The sequence below is a fragment of the Paraburkholderia nodosa genome (assembly GCF_001718195.1).
Classification (GTDB): Bacteria; Pseudomonadota; Gammaproteobacteria; order Burkholderiales; family Burkholderiaceae; genus Paraburkholderia; species Paraburkholderia nodosa_A.
This window is the reverse complement of the sequence record NZ_MCNV01000039.1, coordinates 16,881-33,032: the sequence shown is the minus strand read 5'-3', so window position 1 is coordinate 33,032 and position 16,152 is coordinate 16,881. Positions and strand designations below refer to the sequence as shown.

The following is a 16,152-nucleotide window of genomic DNA, read 5'->3' as shown; positions in this document are numbered from 1 at the left end:
GCTTCCGAACTCCTTTATGTGAGGGTCGCCGGCGAATCGTCTCTCCCATCGATTCGATGGCTCGATACGTTGCGAACTGGGAGCAAGCCAACATCGCCTGATATAGTGGGCACCTTTCTTCTTTCGGAATGCAGCATGTGGTCCGCTATCAGTAATCTGGGCGACGCAGCGTTGACGATCCCGCTTGCCATTGTCTGCTTCGTGTGGCTAACGCGTTCGCCGACCGGCGCGCGCGTTGCCATATCATGGGCCGCGCTTCTTTCGGCAGCAATGCTGCTCGTTGGCGTGACAAAGATCTTGTATGCAGGATGCGGAATACAGATTCGCTCGCTGGATTTCCGCATGATCAGCGGACACACAATGCTCGCTTCTGCAATCTGGCCGATGTCATGGCTAATCGTCCTGAACGACGGCTCGCGCATCAAACCTGGCGCCGCCATCTGGCCAGGCATCGTGTTCGCGACGGCTATCGGTATCTCGCGCGTTTTCGACGAGGCTCATACTGTTTCGGAAGTGGTCTCGGGATGGTCGCTTGGCATGCTCGTGACGATACTTCTGATTCGATGGAACGGCGCTCCTATCGTTCCGCCACGCCTGCGTCCGATTGCTGCTGCCTCGCTGTTTGCTGTCTCGGCAGTCGCGTACGGCCATCATGCACCAATCCAGGGGGCGATCGACATGTATTCACCGTGGCTTTGCGAACACTGGGCCTAGCCGATCGAGTGAAACTCGTACTCCCGCGATGAACCTTCCCTCGATGGAGGAAGGTGAATACTGGATCGGATGCGTGGCGCCTCCTATCACTTCAAAAGGTAATGAGATCCCCTCGGCAGGCTTCCCAACTGCCAGGCGTTAGCCGACATAAGCTTGACTGAATCGGACGAGGGCAGCGCGACGCGCCAGCGTCCATTTATCCTCTGCGGGCGCCCCGCGGAACAAGTCTCCTGAAGCCACCAGGAGACCGATCCATGGACTGCGATTGAAACGTCGGCCCCAGACGGATTGGCGACCTGCGTGGCGCGTCTGAACGTCAATTGCTATCAAGGTACAGCTTACGATCCGAAATGCCCTTATGTCGACCTTTCTGTTCACCGCAAGTGTATTCTTTTTCTCCCTGAACGCATTCAGCGTCCGAGCAACCTTCGCAGCGTATTTCTTCGCGTGCGTCCTCTTATTCCTCCGGACCCCCACCCTTCTCGAGAAAGGAGCCAACGCCCGCGGGATGCTGACATACTGGCTTGGGTGTATCACGATATCGTTTATTTTTTCTGCGTTCGGCGATTTTTATCTCAACTTTTTCATCAAATTTGTACTGATCCAGACTTATATTGTGCTGCTTTACTGGATGTTCAGCAGCGACGTCCTTTCGCTCAAGTCGATCGAGTCAGCATGCACGGCGCTGATCTATATTCATGGTGCATTTTTTCTTTTCCAGCTCCTGTACTATCTGGCCACTGGTGTGTTCGTGGACTTTGATAGCTATATTCGCGAGTCCGACGCCGACGCCCTCTATGCAACGAAAGCACTGAGTGACAGCCTGATCTCCATCCGCGCGCTTGGCCTCTACTCTGAACCGTCCTTCTACGCAATGACGGTCATTCCGTGTGGCGTTCTTTTACTTCTGGTGAAACGTCGGATTACGCTCGCCTCGGTCATTGCATTCGGCACCGCGCTGATCAGTTTCTCGGTTGCGTCGATGGTAGTCTGTGCAGTGCTTGGATTCGTTCATGTGATGTTCGAACGCGGGAACCTGCGTCTCAAGCTGTTCGTCATTATGGCCGCGTTAGTGTGCGCGCCCGCCATGTACAACGTCTACGACCAACGTGTTAACCAGTCGGTCGACTATGACGCCGTGGGCAGCCGGACGCTGATTCTGACCGAACTCCAGGATCGTGATCTCACTGCGGGTGCCTTCGGAAGCGGTCTATTCTGGGACGACCGGAATAACGTCGGCAAAACACACATGCGTGGATATCAGGCACGAGACAGTTCCTTCTACGTCTACGTCCTGTTCAGCGTAGGCGTTGTCGGATCCTCTATGTTCTTTGGTACGATTGGGGTGATGTTCCGCAATCGCAACAAGTGGCGATATCTCGCTTACCTGTTGCCAATCATGCTCTTCAAGTATCACGTGCTCTATGGGATGCTTTGGATGACGCTGCTGCTCTTCGTCGTCCTCGCCGAGCAAAGCACTGCACCTTCGATCCCCAACCGCCGCCTCTCGGCCAAGCGTCCTGGCACTCGTGCCATCGCGGCTAATTCCCGTATCTAAATGTCAATCATGCCTGTGACGCCCACTCGAGCTATGAGCACGCGTAAGTCGAGCCTGCCAGATCGGAGTCGCCAGGCAGGCAAGCACCTTGCTCGCCTCTGTTGCAGGCTTTCGCTCATGCTCGTCAGTGTCCTTTGCGCCTGCGGGGTGGCCGCCTCCGCAAAAGGGCCAACGAATATCGCTCCCCCAGGTCGCGTAATCGCCCATAGTGCTGCATCCACAAACGTATTCCTTGGATCCCCGGCATTGGCGGTGCTACCCGATGGCACCTATGTCGCTTCCTACGACACGTTTGGGCCCGGTTCAACGGAAGATTACGTGAACGTCATGGCGTCGCGCGACAAAGGTCAGAACTGGACTAAACAGAGCACGGTCTCCGCCCAGTACTGGTCATCGCTGTTCGTCCTGGACAACGCGTTATATTTGATGGGAACTGATCGGGCAATGGGCACGCCCACCATTCGCAGATCCGTCGACCGCGGCGTCACATGGACTGATGCAACTGACGCGTCTACGGGACGATTCAATCTGCCGGGGCGTTACATCACAGGGGCAGTTCCTGTCGTGGTGAGCCAGGGTCGCGTCTGGCGCGCCTACGACGTGGTCGAAGGCGGAGATTTGCGTTCACTCGTCATGTCCGCCCCGCAACACTCGAACCTCCTGGATACGCAGAACTGGATCGTATCAGAACATCAAGCTTCTAACCCTGCATGGCTGCGTGGAAAGTTCATTTCGTGGGAGGAAGGCAGCGTAGTTCTTCTCAAGAACGGACCGCCAGGAATCCTGCTCCGCGTCAATACCCGGAACGGGGTTGAGAAAGCAGCGATCGTCCACGTTGGGTCCGATGAGACGACGCTGAGCTTTGACCCAACGCGCGACTTCGTCGACATGCCTGGTGGAGGCAAGAAGTTCACCGTTCGGTTTGACCCAACCTCACAACGGTACTGGTCTTTGACAAACGCTGTACCTGCGAACGACGGACATGAAAGCCTCGAACGCGTTCGCAATACCCTTGCATTGATTTCGTCCCCCGACCTGCACAACTGGTCTGTTTCCTCTGTCGTCATGCGGCATCCTGACGTGAAGCGACACGGCTTTCAATACGTGGACTGGCAATTTAGCGGTGACGATATCATTGCGGTGATACGCACGTCCTTCGACGATCCCGAAGGCGGTGCGCAAAGTCAACATAATTCCAACTACATCACGTTTGCGAGGTTTCCCGATTTTCGCCGGGACACGCATTAACGGCAATTCTTTGTGGCTATGAACGCGGACGACGCCAGTCGTCGCACTTCAGCGCCGCACCTTGCCGTTTCATATCAACGCTATCACCTATGATTTTGAAGCCCACGGCCGGCGCTTCCGGTCGTCGCTGACTGGACCACACCTCGATATCAGATGGTCTTCCGCCGCGGTTCGCACCGAAGTCTCACAGAAGGCAGCCTGCTGCCAACGTCCTGCCGGCGATCGCAGGGCGCACCGTCTTCTGCTATGCGGGGGGAAAACCACCAATCTTCACCAGGCGATACCACTGTCTGCGTCGCAGAGGCATGTGCGACATGAACCACATAGACCTCATGCGCGCCGAACTCCCATCTCGGCGCAAGCCTGGCTAACGCCGTACCGCCGCTGCAGCGCATGCCATCAACCTGCACGGTATCCCTACCGAAGGGCGCTCTGGAATTCACATCACAGAACGCCTCCCCCCAAGCCTGGTCGCCTGCCTCATTACTTAGGGACCACCACCACGTGTCCCACTCACATTGAACGCAAACTGCTGCCTCTCAGGAACATCGTCGATATGACTCGCCGCACCCGCCCCATCGAAACGGAAAGCCGCCAGTCGCCTGCTGAAGCACCCTTAGTGGGTCGCTGCCACCCAGTGGATCTGCATCGAGCTCGCTTACCGTCGAAAACAATGACCCGAACTTCGGAAACCGCTACGGGACAGGGGGCTGAGGTTCGCGCCCACCTCAATCGCCCCCTGACAATCGGTTGCTTACTTCCCCTGCTGGCGATCCGACCGTTTTGGCTGGTCGCGGATTGCCTTGTCAGATCTTTCATCCAGTGCAGTGCAAACTGGCTGCCGCGCCCTGCAGCCTTCACCTCAGCGCGAATCCACGAGACAGAAGCTGCTTCAATCTCGCCTTGTTCTCAACCAGAGTCGACGCAACGCGTGCGATGCAGATCACCAAAGCGAACGTCCCGATCCCGATCAGAATCCGGCTTGTCGGTGACCCTCTAAGCACCGCTTGGGTCACGCCAAACACAAAAAGCAGGATTGGAAAATGAATGATATAAAGCGTGTAAGAATATTCTGCACTCTTCGAAAGGAGCGCGTTTGATGGCGATCGCCGGTCCAGGATCAACGCTATCACGCAAGCAAATAGTAAGCCTATGAAGAAGTTGAAAGCTACGATGTAGTGCCAGTTTGCTCCCGCCTGCCCTCCAGCTGCGTTAAAGCTGTGAACAAAGCAGCCTGCGAACTCGATCGATGCCCCACCGAAAAGGACTACGCCGGCACAAACGAGCCATCGTAGTATTCGCGATTTGGTGCCGGAATTGTGGTGCACGCAAAGCAGGAATCCGGCAGCCCAAACTGCACCATACGCAACGAACTTCATGTCCCGAAAGCCAAGCAATGCAATGAACGCAAGCACTACCGGCCAATATCTGGGCGCCTGTCTGAAGGCCACCGCTGCACCTGCGATCGCATACAGCCACACCTCAAACGACAAGCTCCATAGCGGCCCGTTCACACGTGGCGTATGGGTGACAAAACCGTTCAGAAACAAGGCTGCTCCCAATAATTCTTCTGGGACGATCTGAAAGCCATCGGCAACGAGGTATCTTTCCGGCGAGAAATGGGTTGACCCGGAACTGAATACCGCCGGACTCAAAAGGCTAAGGGCCAGTATCAGGAGAAGCGAAAGCACCAGAGGCGGAACGATGCGCCAGGCACGGGCAGCGGCATAGTCGAGAAGGCGATAATCGCCCTCAGATATCCTGGATGTTATTGATTTGCAGATCAGGAATCCGCTCCATACAAAGAACAACATGACAGAGGCCTGGCCGAGGATGAGCGAATACGCGTGAATCCCGGACCAGTGCGGTGCGACAAACACCTGCTCGATATGCGTTGCCACCACCATGAGTGCTGCCAGACCACGGCACGAGTGGATAAATCCGGAGTTCTCTTCCGATAGCCGGGAGAAGCCACTCAATGACAAACCGCTCATACATCCTCCGACAAATGAATCATGTCTCACGTGGCTTTCCCGTCTGAAAAGGGCAACGCCACGCGCTCGCTCCTCTCTCTCACTTCTTGAACACCCCGACGACATCGGCTCCATCGAACACAAGCAACGCGTTGATCTTCTTCTGCTCCATCACCAGCAGCGCATCCTCAACCCGCGCCTCTGGAGAGACCATTGCTGGCTCAACAGACATCATGTTCGCCGCAGTGGTTCGTAAAACCTCGTTGCCGTGCCGCTCGATGGCGCGACGCACGTCTCCGTCGGTCACGACGCCCCAGCCGGTATCGAACCGCACAATCGCGAGCCCAAGACGTCCACGTGTCATAGCTTGCAGCACGTCGATCGCCGGTGTTTCGTGGCTGACGAAAGGCAGATCGCTATGGGTCATCTCGTCACTTACTGTGCGGAGCAACCGCCGACCGAGCGATCCACCCGGATGAAAGCGCGCGAAGTTTTCCGGTTGAAACCCCCGGACTCTCATCAGCGTGATCGCCAGCGCGTCGCCCATGGCGAGCGTTGCAGTTGTCGATGCCGTGGGGGCCAGCTGGAAAGGGCAGGCCTCTGCATCTACGCCGATGTCAAGGTGAATGTGTGCCGCGCTCGCGAGCGTTGACGCTCGATTACCGGTCAGTGCAATCAGCCGGTTTCCATTGTTTCGCAAGAATGGAATCAGCTTGATCACCTCGTCGGTTTCGCCCGAATTCGAGATCGCAAAAAACGTATCTGCCGGCACGACCATTCCCAGATCACCGTGATAGGCCTCTCCTGGGTGCATGTAGAAGCTTGGCGTGCCGGTGCTGGCGAATGTCGCCGCTATCTTCCGACCGATGATCCCCGATTTGCCCATCCCACAAACCACCACGCGCCCACTGGATGCCAGGATGGTCTCGACCGCGCCCGAAAAGCCTTCGTCAAGTCGACCTGCCAGTGCTGAAAGCGCACGCGCCTCAATTTCCAGCACTTCACGGGCGGACTCAATATAGTTCAATTGATTCATGACCTTGCCGTTTCAACATAGTAAGAATGCGCTCAACGTCTTCGGGCGTATCTACGCCGTGAGGCGGCGTCTCAGGCCAATGCATGACGTGAATCTGCAGTCCCAGCCACAATGCACGTAGCTGCTCCAGCTTTTCGAGCGATTCGAGTTCACACGGCTCAGTGGTCGCCAGCCGTTGCAGCGCAGCGTTCTGATATCCGTATATTCCGACGTGACGGCGGAAGGCGCCCTCCACCGCCGCGGGCCGACCGTCCCGGCAAAGCGGAATCGGTGCCCGGGAAAAGTACAGAGCGTGCCCCTCCCTGTCGACGACCAGCTTCACGATATTTGGGTCATCAATCTGGATAGCGTCCCTGACAGAGCAAGCGACCGTCGCCATCTCAAAGCGGGGAACGCTTTCACAGAACACGGCAAACTCCTGCAGCAGAGCGACTGGCACCAACGGCTCATCACCCTGCACATTGATGACGATGTCGTCCGGTAGCCATCCGGAGGCCTTGGCAACTTCCGCTACGCGGTCGGTACCAGACTGATGTCCGGAGTCAGTCATCGCAAACGCTATCTGTCGTCTCCTCAACACGTCAGCGATGCGCTCATCATCAACCGCTACCACAACCTCCGTTTCCGGAAGAGCACGGCGAACCCGCGAGTACACGCGCACGATCATCGGCTCACCGCCCAGATCTACGAGAGGCTTTCCCGGCAAACGCGTAGAACCAAAGCGCGAGGGGATCACGATTCGCAGTGCGCGGCGTTCACTGGGTGACATCATGACGACTCCAGAGTTGAAAGAGCGGTCGGTACGCGTCCTCCAGCGACAGCCCTCCACACGTAAGAATATGATCAGCTACTTCGCGAGCGACTCCTTCACCGCCCGCGCATGACATCACGTGGCTGACACGCGAGCGAACCAGCGCATGCGCGTCCGCAGGGGCATACGACACGCCCACGCGCTCGATCACGCAGAAATCATTCACATCGTCTCCGACATACGCAGTCTGCATGTCGTCGACGCGGAGTTGCTGCTTGATCGATTCGAATCCTGTACGCTTGTCGTGGCACCCGGTGACCACAGCGTCCACACGCAGTTGCGTCACGCGCCTGGTGAGCGCCTCGCTGTGCTTACCAGACAGGATCGCGGAACGGATCCCATGCGCACGCAACAACGCGACCGCGACCAGGTCGTGTGCGTGAATGCTCTTTACGCGTTCGCCGTCAGCGCTTACATGGAGACGACCGTCAGTCAGGACACCATCGACGTCGAACACGACGACTGATATTCCACCCGAGTAGACGACGGCGCTCATCGGATGTCGAGCGGCTCAAACCGCTTTACAAGATCATCAATGGCCTTCACCTGTGCAAGAAACGGCTCGAGCAGGTTCAATGGCAACGCGCTCGGCCCGTCACAGCGCGCACGATCGGGATCGGGATGGGCTTCGAGGAACAGGCCGGCAATGCCAAGTGCGATGCCGGCGCGCGCCAGGTCGAGAACCTGGCTGCGCCGCCCGCCAGACGCCTCGCCGTGCGGATCGCGGCATTGGAGGCTATGGGTAACGTCGAATATTACCGGGCAATCTCCAGACGCCTCCCGCATCTGGCGAAAGCCCAGCATGTCCACAACCAGATTGTCATAGCCAAATGCCACGCCACGTTCACACAGGATGACTTTGTCGTTACCAGCCTCGCGGCACTTCGCCACCACGTGCTTGACCTGAGCTGGGCTCATGAACTGCGGCTTCTTGACGTTGATGACGCGCCCAGTTTTTGCGATCGAGACCACGAGATCAGTCTGACGAGCGAGAAACGCCGGTACCTGAAGCACATCAACGACGTCAGCAACCGCTTCAGCCTGCGCCACTTCGTGTACGTCGGTTATGACGGGCACCCCGAAGCGGTCCTTGACGATCGCCAGAATGGAAAGTCCTTCTTCCATTCCGACGCCGCGGTATGAGTGGATTGACGAACGGTTTGCCTTGTCGAAAGAAGCCTTGAAGACGAGGGGAACTCCAAGCTTCCTGGTGACATCGACGAAAACTTCGCAAGCTTCAAGTGTGAACTCGAGACTCTCCAGAACATTCAGGCCGCCAAATAACACAAACGGCAACTGATTTCCGACTTCAACGTTGGCGCTGATCGATACGCTCATTTACATTTTCCCCGAGGAATTACGATGTGTGCTGCCGCAAGATTGTGCGGTCGACGTTGTGGTGCCTTGATCGCTGCCGGCGCTTCAACTCGTCCTCATATACCGGCGCGAGTTGTTGAAAGAATCGCTTCTCCGTGAACCGGTCTTTTGCCTCGATGCGCGCGCGCGACGCGAGGCCCGCACGGAACTCCGGATCATCGATAACCCGTCCAAGCAATTCTGCTCCTTCAGCGGCGCTCGAGAAAATGGCGCCCGTTTCGAGATGCCTAACGACATCGACATTCCCTGCGCAATCAGACACAATCGCGGCGCTTCCCGCCATCATTGCCTCGACGACTGAAACCGGCATGCCTTCCCATGACGAGGTCGACAGATACGCATCGGCACGTTCAAGCCACGACCGTACGTCACGGCGGGAGAGCCACCCCGTTATGATCACCCCGGCAGCACGTAGCTCCTGCTTCAGGGCGTCGTCCCCGTCCCCAATCCACACGAAGCGGGCGTGAGGACGGTCAAGCCGCCGGGCAATCTCCGCGAACAGGCCCGGATTCTTCTGGGGCCGCACGCCACCGACCGTCACGACACAAAAATCTTGGCTCTCTTTCTGCTCTTCGTTCTCACCTGGTTTCGCCGCATGCGCCTTTACCGCATTCTCGACAAGCCTCACGGGCTGCCGCAACCATCGACGCACAACTTGCTGCTCGCTCTCCGAACAAGCGACGTATACGCAACGTCGCAGTGCGGCGACGCGCTCGAGACCCACAAATAGCAACCGCTTCGGAGTTGAGATGTCGCGTCGCATGAACGAGATGCAGTGAGGACTATAGAAGAACGCTGTCCGAGGCAGTGCGAGGAGTGTGGAGATACGCCCAAGAAATCCGGCAAAGGACGAATGCAGATGCACGATGTCCGGATTCAGGCCGATCAACTTCGAGCGCAGCGCCGAGACAGAGCGCATAAGCGAGACATCCTTCATCTGCACATGGTGCAATCTGACATTCCTGGCGAATAAGCCAGGTAACGCTGCGGGCGTGTCGGGACGGATTGAATAAATCACATCGACCTTGTGGCCCTCGCGCGCAAGCCCATTCGCGATCAAACAAACCATCGACAATGTGCCGGTTGCAGTCGACTCCAGAATATGTACGATCCTCATCGCGTTTGCCCTCCCTCGTTGACTCTCACCCGTTGATGCGTCATCAGGGGTGCCTGCCCCGTAGCCGCGCCGATGCGTTCGAGCACCCCAGAGCGCTCAATAACCCGGCTCCATTCGAGCGATACGATTTTTCTCGGGTCGTTCCGCTGCAGCGCTATCGGAGCGCCTGAAAACAGTTCATCGAATATCCGCGGTCCGGTTACATGGCACCGAATATCGAGTTCGCGCGCAGCGAGCACATTCGACGGAGCGTCGTTGCAGATGATTGATTTTCCGAGCGCGGCGTACTCGAGAAGCTTCGTCGGCGTCTGGAAACAATGCGGCCGGTGATAGGGGAAATAGCAGATCGCGTGGTCGGAGCGTCGGACGATACGCAGTGCATCCTGCTGCGGCACGCGACCCGTGAACACGATCCCCGGGACGTCCCGAAACTCATCAAGAATCGATGGCTCCGGTCGCCCGACCAGAATCAATGCTTCAGATGGATCGCGACGAGCGTCGCGGAATGCCCCCAGCACCTTATGAAATCCGCGTTCGCGGCTCATTTCGCCTATGTAGCAAAACTTTCCAGCCGGCATTGATGTCGCATCGTCGTCGGTGACATCAAAGATCCAGTCCGGAACACCCATAGGGAGCAGCAAGGATGGAACACCGTCGCTGAAGCCCATAGCATCCCGCATCCGCACATTCTGAAAAATGCGGAGATTCGGCCTGGCGTTCAGTGCGCGTTTGATCCAGTCTTTGACGAACGCCATCCGGCCAACAGAAAGAGACCGATAGTCGTGAACCACAAATCTTGCGGGCGGCAGCGCACGATAGAGCCCCATGATGCACCAAAGGACTGCTCGACGATTCTCCGCTACGCGATTGAGCGCGCTCAGATCCCCGTGCTCGACAGGGACGCCTCGTTGCGCCAGGCAATCGCTATATGCCTCGATCTCGGGATAGTTCGCTTTACCTGGATGAAGGATAAATACGCTCACTGGATGCAATCCCCCGTTTCGAGTATCCGCGCCGGTACGCCAACGGCGACAGCGCGCGCCGGGACGTCAGTGAGCACCACTGCCCCTGCGCCTATGCGCGCATGATCCCCAACCAGCACATCTCCAACCACGACACAGTGGGCGCCGAACTCCACGTGGTCGCCAATCTTCGGCACGCCGCTGATCGAGCCATCCCGCTGGATAGTGTTTCCGAGTGTGACGCCGTGGCGCAGCGTGCAGTATTCGCCGATGACGACGTATCCGTTGATCACCATTCCAGTTCCGTGAAACAAGGCGAGTCCCTTTCCAATCCTCGTTTTAACTGGTATCTCGATTCCCATTAGCCAATCGCAGATGAAGATGTACAGGACGATGAGGGGTGCCCCGCATATGAGCGTCACGACGCTCCTGCAGGCGAGATAATTGACAATCCGGAAGAAGATCATCACAAATCGCGTCTTGAAATACGGATTCCTTACGTAGTCCGATGCGACTGAGTCAAGTGTTTTTCTGAGCGTAACTGTCATTTCAATGCTCGATAGAAAATACCTTGCGGGCGGACTCCGGAGAAATACCGTCCGAAGAGAAGTAGTCAACTCCGTCGATCAGGAATGAATGTATGTATTTCAGCAGCCGCGTCCGGTCGAAGTTCTTGTAGAAGCAGCGCCCAAGTGAAATCACACGCTTTCCGTACAGCAATCCCTCGAGTCCTACTGTCGAGTTGATCGTCACGACTGCCTGTGCATGCTTGATAAGATCGGTCGTCGGCGACGACACCAGAGTAAACTGACACCTATCCCGCATAGCCTCAATTGCACTGATCGCAGACTCGTCATTTTCCGCCGGATGAAGTTTTACCAGCAACGCAGCATCCAGCGTAGCTGCGAACTCCAACGCATGCCGGATCGCCCCCAGGTTATCGATCTCTGAATGCAGCTTGATCTGTGTATCGCCCGAGACCTGAAGAGGCAGAAACACGTAGCGCTGCGTCGACAGCTCGGAGGCGACGTAGTTCTTGATGTCAACTGGTCTCCGACCGCCATTTCGTGCACGAACGCTTGCAAGACGCTTACGCCCAACACCCGAACTCGCGAACTTCAGAACGTAGTTCACTCCCGAGACGAGCTTTCGCTTCAGCGAAGTTCGAGCCTGAGGCAACGGTTTGGACTTGGCGCTTTCGTAATTCGTCAGCCAACGCCGGTGCGTCTCCTCTTCCGGCAACGGGAGCCGATCAATCACAGCCGGATCCCGACAGATGCTGGAAAGTGCATTGACACCCGACGAATCCACGAAGAGCTTGCCGGGGAGATTGGATATCTCAAGAAACCTCCGCGGAACCCCATGTATCAGGCAGGCGTGAGAAGCAGCCCGGCAGACCAGTTGCTGACCGTTCCACATAAAACACTGGGTCACGCTAAACCGAGTCAGGACCGACGACACACAACGCACAACCGCGCTGGATTCTATGCGCGCGCGTTCCCGACTCACCTGCCCGTTTAGCACCTCAATCGAGCGATCGTAAGGATATTCTGTACAGTATTCGTCCACGTCCAGTGAAAGATTTCTGGCCTTGCGTATGTAGTATGAACGGTAGCCAGCACACTTCAGGCGAAGATGGGCAACCGGCTCACTCGTCAGGAACAGGAAGTCATACTCCCCTCTAACGGCATGCACGAGCCTCGCGGCGAAGTAGTATCTCTCGAGAGAGTCAACGACTATCAGAATCATCGGTAGATCTCCGTTTTCCCTTTCTCGATTAGACAGCTGGGCTCAGCCGCACCAGATTCGCGTTGAGTACGCGATACGTAATTCCTATTCCGCCTGCCATTAGTGCTGCACCTGCGAGCGAAAATGTGAATACGCTTGCTTCTGCTGACAGGTCAAACCATCTCGCAATACATAGAGCAGTCAACAGGGAGATTCCAGACAGGAGCTGAAACATGAAGTCGGTCCGCTGCGCACGCGTCGCGAGGAAGATCTGGGAAAGCGGGACGTAGATGAGTTGCAGCGCGAATAGCGGTATGAGGCTATTGAAAAATCGAACGGCACCGTACCACTTCGATCCAAAGACCCACGTCACAACCGGCTCAAATAGCACAAGGCCGCCAATTGCGTAGAGAGCTGCTATTCCAACCAGCGAGCGCGCGTAGATGCGGTAGACGTTAGGCAACGCACTTCGTGCATCTTCGCGAGCGATCGCACCGATAGCATCACGCCTAAAGACCCCTCCGATACTCTGGCCAATCAGCGAGACGGGGAAGAAGCCCAGCCGGTACGCGAGGGCGAAATACCCAGCAACGCGCGCGCCATACCAATGCGGTATCACAATTGCCAACGCATAAGTCAACACGGACGCGCAGATCGTCGACGGCAGGATGTACGCAGCAAATCGTCTGTTGTCCGCAAAGAATCTGGGCGACAGCTTGAAAGCGTATCCGCGTCGGCTGCCGATCACTGCGATCCCCGCTGCCATCACAATCGCGACGCTGGCCGTCGAAACCATGTACGCGTCAAAGAGGCCAACCTTCGCACAAGCGGTACAGACTTGACCGAGTAGCAGGTACGCGAGAAAGCCGCAATTTGTGACCACCCTCGAGACTGTGATCCATCCGTACCACCGCATGCTGTTCAGGAATGCGCCAGCGGCGATCTGCGTGAACGCGGCGAATCCGTAGCCCACGAGCGCATAATATTCTGCGCGCCCAGCGACGGCGACGACCCCTGCGAGGAGCGTTGCCAATACAAGCGCAAGACCCATTACGTTGACAAGTGCGCCAAAGGACTCGCGCGGACTGTCGCTGACGCACGCGAGCTCGTACCTCAGCCCTAGCAGCGTCCCGCCGAACGTCGCAAGTGCGAGCTGGTAGTTGAACTCCCCCAGCGCGCCAGGGCCGTCCCAGCGGCCAATCAGGAAGATGCACGCGAACAATGCCGCTTGCCCGGACACGACACCCAGGAGCGATATGAGCGAGTCCCTCGGGTTGACCATTAAATTACCTCCGGGGTGAGAACCGGCAAAGTCGACCCGACAGGCCGGGTTCGATGCGCGTTGAGACGTGCACGCGTCACTCTTCTGCAGCCGTACCGTACTGGTACGCGACATAACGATAGCCGCCATACTTGTAGCCATACTGGCCGAGACGAGGGTTGACGCCGTTGAATATCACACCACTGACCTTGACGCCGTTCTGCGAAAAGCGCTTGGTCGACTCCGCGATCTCGCCGAGACGCGTCATCCCCGCGCGTGCCACAACAAAGGTGATACCAGCAAAGCCGCCGAGAATACCCGCTTCAGGCGCCGCCAGAATCGGTGCAGTATCCATGATCACAATGTCGTACTGCTTCGACAGATCGTCGAGCACAGTCGACAACCGGCGCTTAAGTAGCAGTTCCGCCGGGTTCTTCGGAATCGTCCCGGTTGTAATGAAATCAAGCCCGTCTACGACATTACGGTGGACAACATCGTCGAGCTCCGCTTGACCGGCGATCAGATCGGTCAACCCACCGGCACGCGCCACGCCGAAATAATCGTGCACGCGACCGCGCCGAATGTCGCCGTCAATAAGCAGGACGCGCTTGCCACCGCTCGCAATGACCGCCGCGAGATTGGTCGAAATAAAGGTCTTCCCTACACCTGGCGTTGGACCTGCAATCAGCACGATATTGTTCTTCGCCTCGAGCATTGCAAACTGCACTGCGGTTCTCAGGCTGCGCACGCACTCGACAGCGGGTTCACCAGGAAAGTCGACTGACAGCACCGTCGCCTTGCCCCGCCTCTGCATTTTCTTTCCGTCGCCAGGATCGTTCTGGTGCTCGCTGTACGGCAACGTCGCGTACACACTGAGGCCGAGACGACGCTCTATCTCGTTATGGTCGGTGATTCCGTGAAACAACATCGAACGTGCGATCGCCGTTCCACAGCCCACGAGCAGTCCCAACAGGAGCGATGCGATTACGACGAGGGGCTTTTTCGGCTTGACAGGGAGCTCCGGAATCGCAGCGACGTCAACGAGGCGGACATTGCCGACCTTGCCTGCCTGCACGAGTTGCAGTTGCTGGACATTGTTCAGCAATGCCGTGTACAGGTCCGTATTGACCTTTACGTCGAGCATGAGCCGGACAAATTCCTGCTGAATCTCGGGAAGTCGACGCATCTCCTGCTCAGTCGAGCTCGCATATCCGTCGAGGGCTGCGATCTCCCTGTTGATGGCAATTACGCTCGGATGGGTCGCGGTATAGTGCGTCAAAAGTTCAGCGCGCTTTTGCTCGAGCTCCAGCAAACGAGTCTTCGCATCCGAAGACTGCGCGAGCGCGACTTTGGCTTCCTCGGTGAGATCAACCGTACCGCGCTCATTCCGGAATTTGGTCAGCCTCGCCTCAGAATCAGCAAGCTGCTGCTTCAAGGCAGGAAGTTGACCCGTCAGGAAGTCAAGTGACTGAGCGGCCTCGGCTGACTTCCGCTCGATATTCTGGCGGATGTACTGGTGGCCGATCTCGTTCATCGTAGAGCTCACCCACAACGGATCGGTATCCTGGATCGTCGCGACGACGACATCCGACTGCTTGACCTTCTCCTGCACATCCAGTCGGTCCTGGATATCGTCAATGGTCCGTTCCCTCGAATTTCGGACCAGCACGAAGACCGCGCCAGCGTTCGCGTCAATGGAATTGACGTGAAGCACGATGGGGCCGCGCGGCGTCGTGATGACTTCCTTGCGACCGATCTGGCCGATGAAGTCCTGGTCGAGGTCACTTCCGCTCAGGGAGTACCGGTTTGCGTCGAGGACGGTCAACTTGAACCTGTCCTGCTCGTATTTCCGGGGGACGTCGAACTGCGATACTGCGATGTTCTCTCCTCCCCAGGCAAAGCCTCCAATGCCAGCGATGCCCGGCTGCGAAAGACCGTCATAGTGTCGTGAGATAAAGCTTCCTATCACAGGGAAGCGCTTCGGTTGGGCATCGATATAGAGCTTCAAGGCATCGACCGTTCGCGAAACTACGAGGCGCGAAGCGACGATCTGGGTTTCTGCCGCAGCCGACGATTTCACGTCAAAGAGCGATGAGATGTCACCGAGCAAACTCTTCGCCGCGGAGGTATCCGGACTGTCCTCGACCTGGACCATGATGCTTGCTTCAAACACTGGCTTTGCGAGAAGCGCATACGCGACACCGGCCACCAGGAAGCACGCGGTTATTGTCGCGATGAGCCATCGGTTCTCAAGCAGGGTATCGAGCACCACAAAGAGGTCTCGATCACCATCGTCTGCGGTCTGCGGCGTTGGCACAGGTGTATTAGTCATGTCTTTTTAACGTACGACGGGGTTGCCCCCCGGAT

General features: G+C 57.1%; 14 protein-coding genes. 3 read left to right on the top strand and 11 right to left on the bottom strand.

Annotated elements, in window-relative coordinates; all coding sequences use genetic code 11:
• The first annotated feature begins 135 nt into the window (after window positions 1–135).
• From BFD71_RS35775 to BFD71_RS35765, 3 genes are all read left to right on the top strand, one after another.
• The gene (locus BFD71_RS35775) at window positions 136–714 is read left to right on the top strand and encodes a phosphatase PAP2 family protein (protein WP_069268933.1); all 579 of its coding nucleotides are present in this window, start codon (window positions 136–138) and stop codon (window positions 712–714) included.
• Between the two features lie 358 nt (window positions 715–1,072).
• Window positions 1,073–2,272, top strand: coding sequence for a hypothetical protein (locus BFD71_RS35770; RefSeq protein WP_069268932.1), 1,200 nt, complete (start codon window positions 1,073–1,075; stop codon window positions 2,270–2,272).
• Window positions 2,273–2,389: 117 nt separating this feature from the next.
• A complete protein-coding gene (locus BFD71_RS35765; RefSeq protein WP_069268931.1) occupies window positions 2,390–3,520 on the top strand; it encodes a sialidase family protein in 1,131 nt (376 codons plus the stop codon).
• Between the two features lie 857 nt (window positions 3,521–4,377).
• Here BFD71_RS35765 and BFD71_RS35760 read toward each other — a convergent pair.
• The 11 genes from BFD71_RS35760 to BFD71_RS35710 all read right to left on the bottom strand — a co-directional run bounded on the left by BFD71_RS35760 (window position 4,378) and on the right by BFD71_RS35710 (window position 16,117).
• Window positions 4,378–5,514 carry an acyltransferase family protein gene (locus tag BFD71_RS35760; protein ID WP_176733007.1) on the bottom strand — a complete coding sequence of 379 codons (1,137 nt, stop codon included), beginning with the start codon at window positions 5,512–5,514 and terminating at the stop codon, window positions 4,378–4,380.
• A gap of 79 nt (window positions 5,515–5,593) precedes the next feature.
• Window positions 5,594–6,529: a KpsF/GutQ family sugar-phosphate isomerase gene (locus BFD71_RS35755; RefSeq protein WP_069268929.1), complete on the bottom strand. Its 936-nt coding sequence runs from the start codon at window positions 6,527–6,529 to the stop codon at window positions 5,594–5,596.
• Window positions 6,507–7,301: a 3-deoxy-manno-octulosonate cytidylyltransferase gene (kdsB, locus tag BFD71_RS35750; RefSeq protein ID WP_069268928.1), complete on the bottom strand. Its 795-nt coding sequence runs from the start codon at window positions 7,299–7,301 to the stop codon at window positions 6,507–6,509. The genes BFD71_RS35755 and kdsB overlap by 23 nt, the downstream gene beginning before the upstream one ends.
• The gene (locus BFD71_RS39840) at window positions 7,285–7,836 is read right to left on the bottom strand and encodes a KdsC family phosphatase (protein ID WP_083245662.1); all 552 of its coding nucleotides are present in this window, start codon (window positions 7,834–7,836) and stop codon (window positions 7,285–7,287) included. Before BFD71_RS39840 ends, kdsB begins: the two co-directional genes overlap by 17 nt.
• The gene (kdsA, locus tag BFD71_RS35740) at window positions 7,833–8,678 is read right to left on the bottom strand and encodes a 3-deoxy-8-phosphooctulonate synthase (protein ID WP_069268926.1); all 846 of its coding nucleotides are present in this window, start codon (window positions 8,676–8,678) and stop codon (window positions 7,833–7,835) included. The genes BFD71_RS39840 and kdsA overlap by 4 nt, the downstream gene beginning before the upstream one ends.
• Window positions 8,679–8,697: 19 nt before the next feature.
• Complete coding sequence (locus tag BFD71_RS35735; protein WP_069268925.1) at window positions 8,698–9,834, bottom strand: glycosyltransferase; 1,137 nt, start codon at window positions 9,832–9,834, stop codon at window positions 8,698–8,700.
• On the bottom strand, window positions 9,831–10,817 hold the full coding sequence (locus tag BFD71_RS35730; RefSeq protein WP_069268924.1) for a glycosyltransferase: 987 nt from the start codon (window positions 10,815–10,817) through the stop codon (window positions 9,831–9,833). Before BFD71_RS35730 ends, BFD71_RS35735 begins: the two co-directional genes overlap by 4 nt.
• On the bottom strand, window positions 10,814–11,344 hold the full coding sequence (locus BFD71_RS35725) for a serine acetyltransferase (RefSeq protein WP_069268923.1): 531 nt from the start codon (window positions 11,342–11,344) through the stop codon (window positions 10,814–10,816). The genes BFD71_RS35730 and BFD71_RS35725 overlap by 4 nt, the downstream gene beginning before the upstream one ends.
• A gap of 1 nt (window position 11,345) precedes the next feature.
• Complete coding sequence (locus tag BFD71_RS35720) at window positions 11,346–12,545, bottom strand: capsular polysaccharide export protein, LipB/KpsS family (RefSeq protein ID WP_069268922.1); 1,200 nt, start codon at window positions 12,543–12,545, stop codon at window positions 11,346–11,348.
• A gap of 28 nt (window positions 12,546–12,573) precedes the next feature.
• Window positions 12,574–13,806, bottom strand: coding sequence for an oligosaccharide flippase family protein (locus tag BFD71_RS35715; RefSeq protein ID WP_069268921.1), 1,233 nt, complete (start codon window positions 13,804–13,806; stop codon window positions 12,574–12,576).
• Between the two features lie 76 nt (window positions 13,807–13,882).
• A complete protein-coding gene (locus tag BFD71_RS35710) occupies window positions 13,883–16,117 on the bottom strand; it encodes a polysaccharide biosynthesis tyrosine autokinase (RefSeq protein WP_069268920.1) in 2,235 nt (744 codons plus the stop codon).
• Between the last annotated feature and the right edge of the window lie 35 nt (window positions 16,118–16,152).

Excerpts from the sequence above, each read along its gene's own strand:
- BFD71_RS35710 (WP_069268920.1), bottom strand. The coding sequence starts at position 16,117 with ATGACTAATACACCTGTGCCAACGCCGCAGACCGCAGACGATGGTGAT.
- BFD71_RS35715 (WP_069268921.1), bottom strand. The coding sequence starts at position 13,806 with ATGGTCAACCCGAGGGACTCGCTCATATCGCTCCTGGGTGTCGTGTCC.
- BFD71_RS35720 (WP_069268922.1), bottom strand. The coding sequence starts at position 12,545 with ATGATTCTGATAGTCGTTGACTCTCTCGAGAGATACTACTTCGCCGCG.
- BFD71_RS35755 (WP_069268929.1), bottom strand. The coding sequence starts at position 6,529 with ATGAATCAATTGAACTATATTGAGTCCGCCCGTGAAGTGCTGGAAATT.
- BFD71_RS35760 (WP_176733007.1), bottom strand. The coding sequence starts at position 5,514 with ATGAGCGGTTTGTCATTGAGTGGCTTCTCCCGGCTATCGGAAGAGAAC.
- BFD71_RS35765 (WP_069268931.1), top strand. The coding sequence starts at position 2,390 with ATGCTCGTCAGTGTCCTTTGCGCCTGCGGGGTGGCCGCCTCCGCAAAA.
- kdsB (WP_069268928.1), bottom strand. The coding sequence starts at position 7,301 with ATGATGTCACCCAGTGAACGCCGCGCACTGCGAATCGTGATCCCCTCG.
- BFD71_RS35775 (WP_069268933.1), top strand. The coding sequence starts at position 136 with ATGTGGTCCGCTATCAGTAATCTGGGCGACGCAGCGTTGACGATCCCG.
- BFD71_RS39840 (WP_083245662.1), bottom strand. The coding sequence starts at position 7,836 with ATGAGCGCCGTCGTCTACTCGGGTGGAATATCAGTCGTCGTGTTCGAC.
- kdsA (WP_069268926.1), bottom strand. The coding sequence starts at position 8,678 with ATGAGCGTATCGATCAGCGCCAACGTTGAAGTCGGAAATCAGTTGCCG.
- BFD71_RS35770 (WP_069268932.1), top strand. The coding sequence starts at position 1,073 with ATGTCGACCTTTCTGTTCACCGCAAGTGTATTCTTTTTCTCCCTGAAC.
- BFD71_RS35735 (WP_069268925.1), bottom strand. The coding sequence starts at position 9,834 with ATGAGGATCGTACATATTCTGGAGTCGACTGCAACCGGCACATTGTCG.
- BFD71_RS35725 (WP_069268923.1), bottom strand. The coding sequence starts at position 11,344 with ATGACAGTTACGCTCAGAAAAACACTTGACTCAGTCGCATCGGACTAC.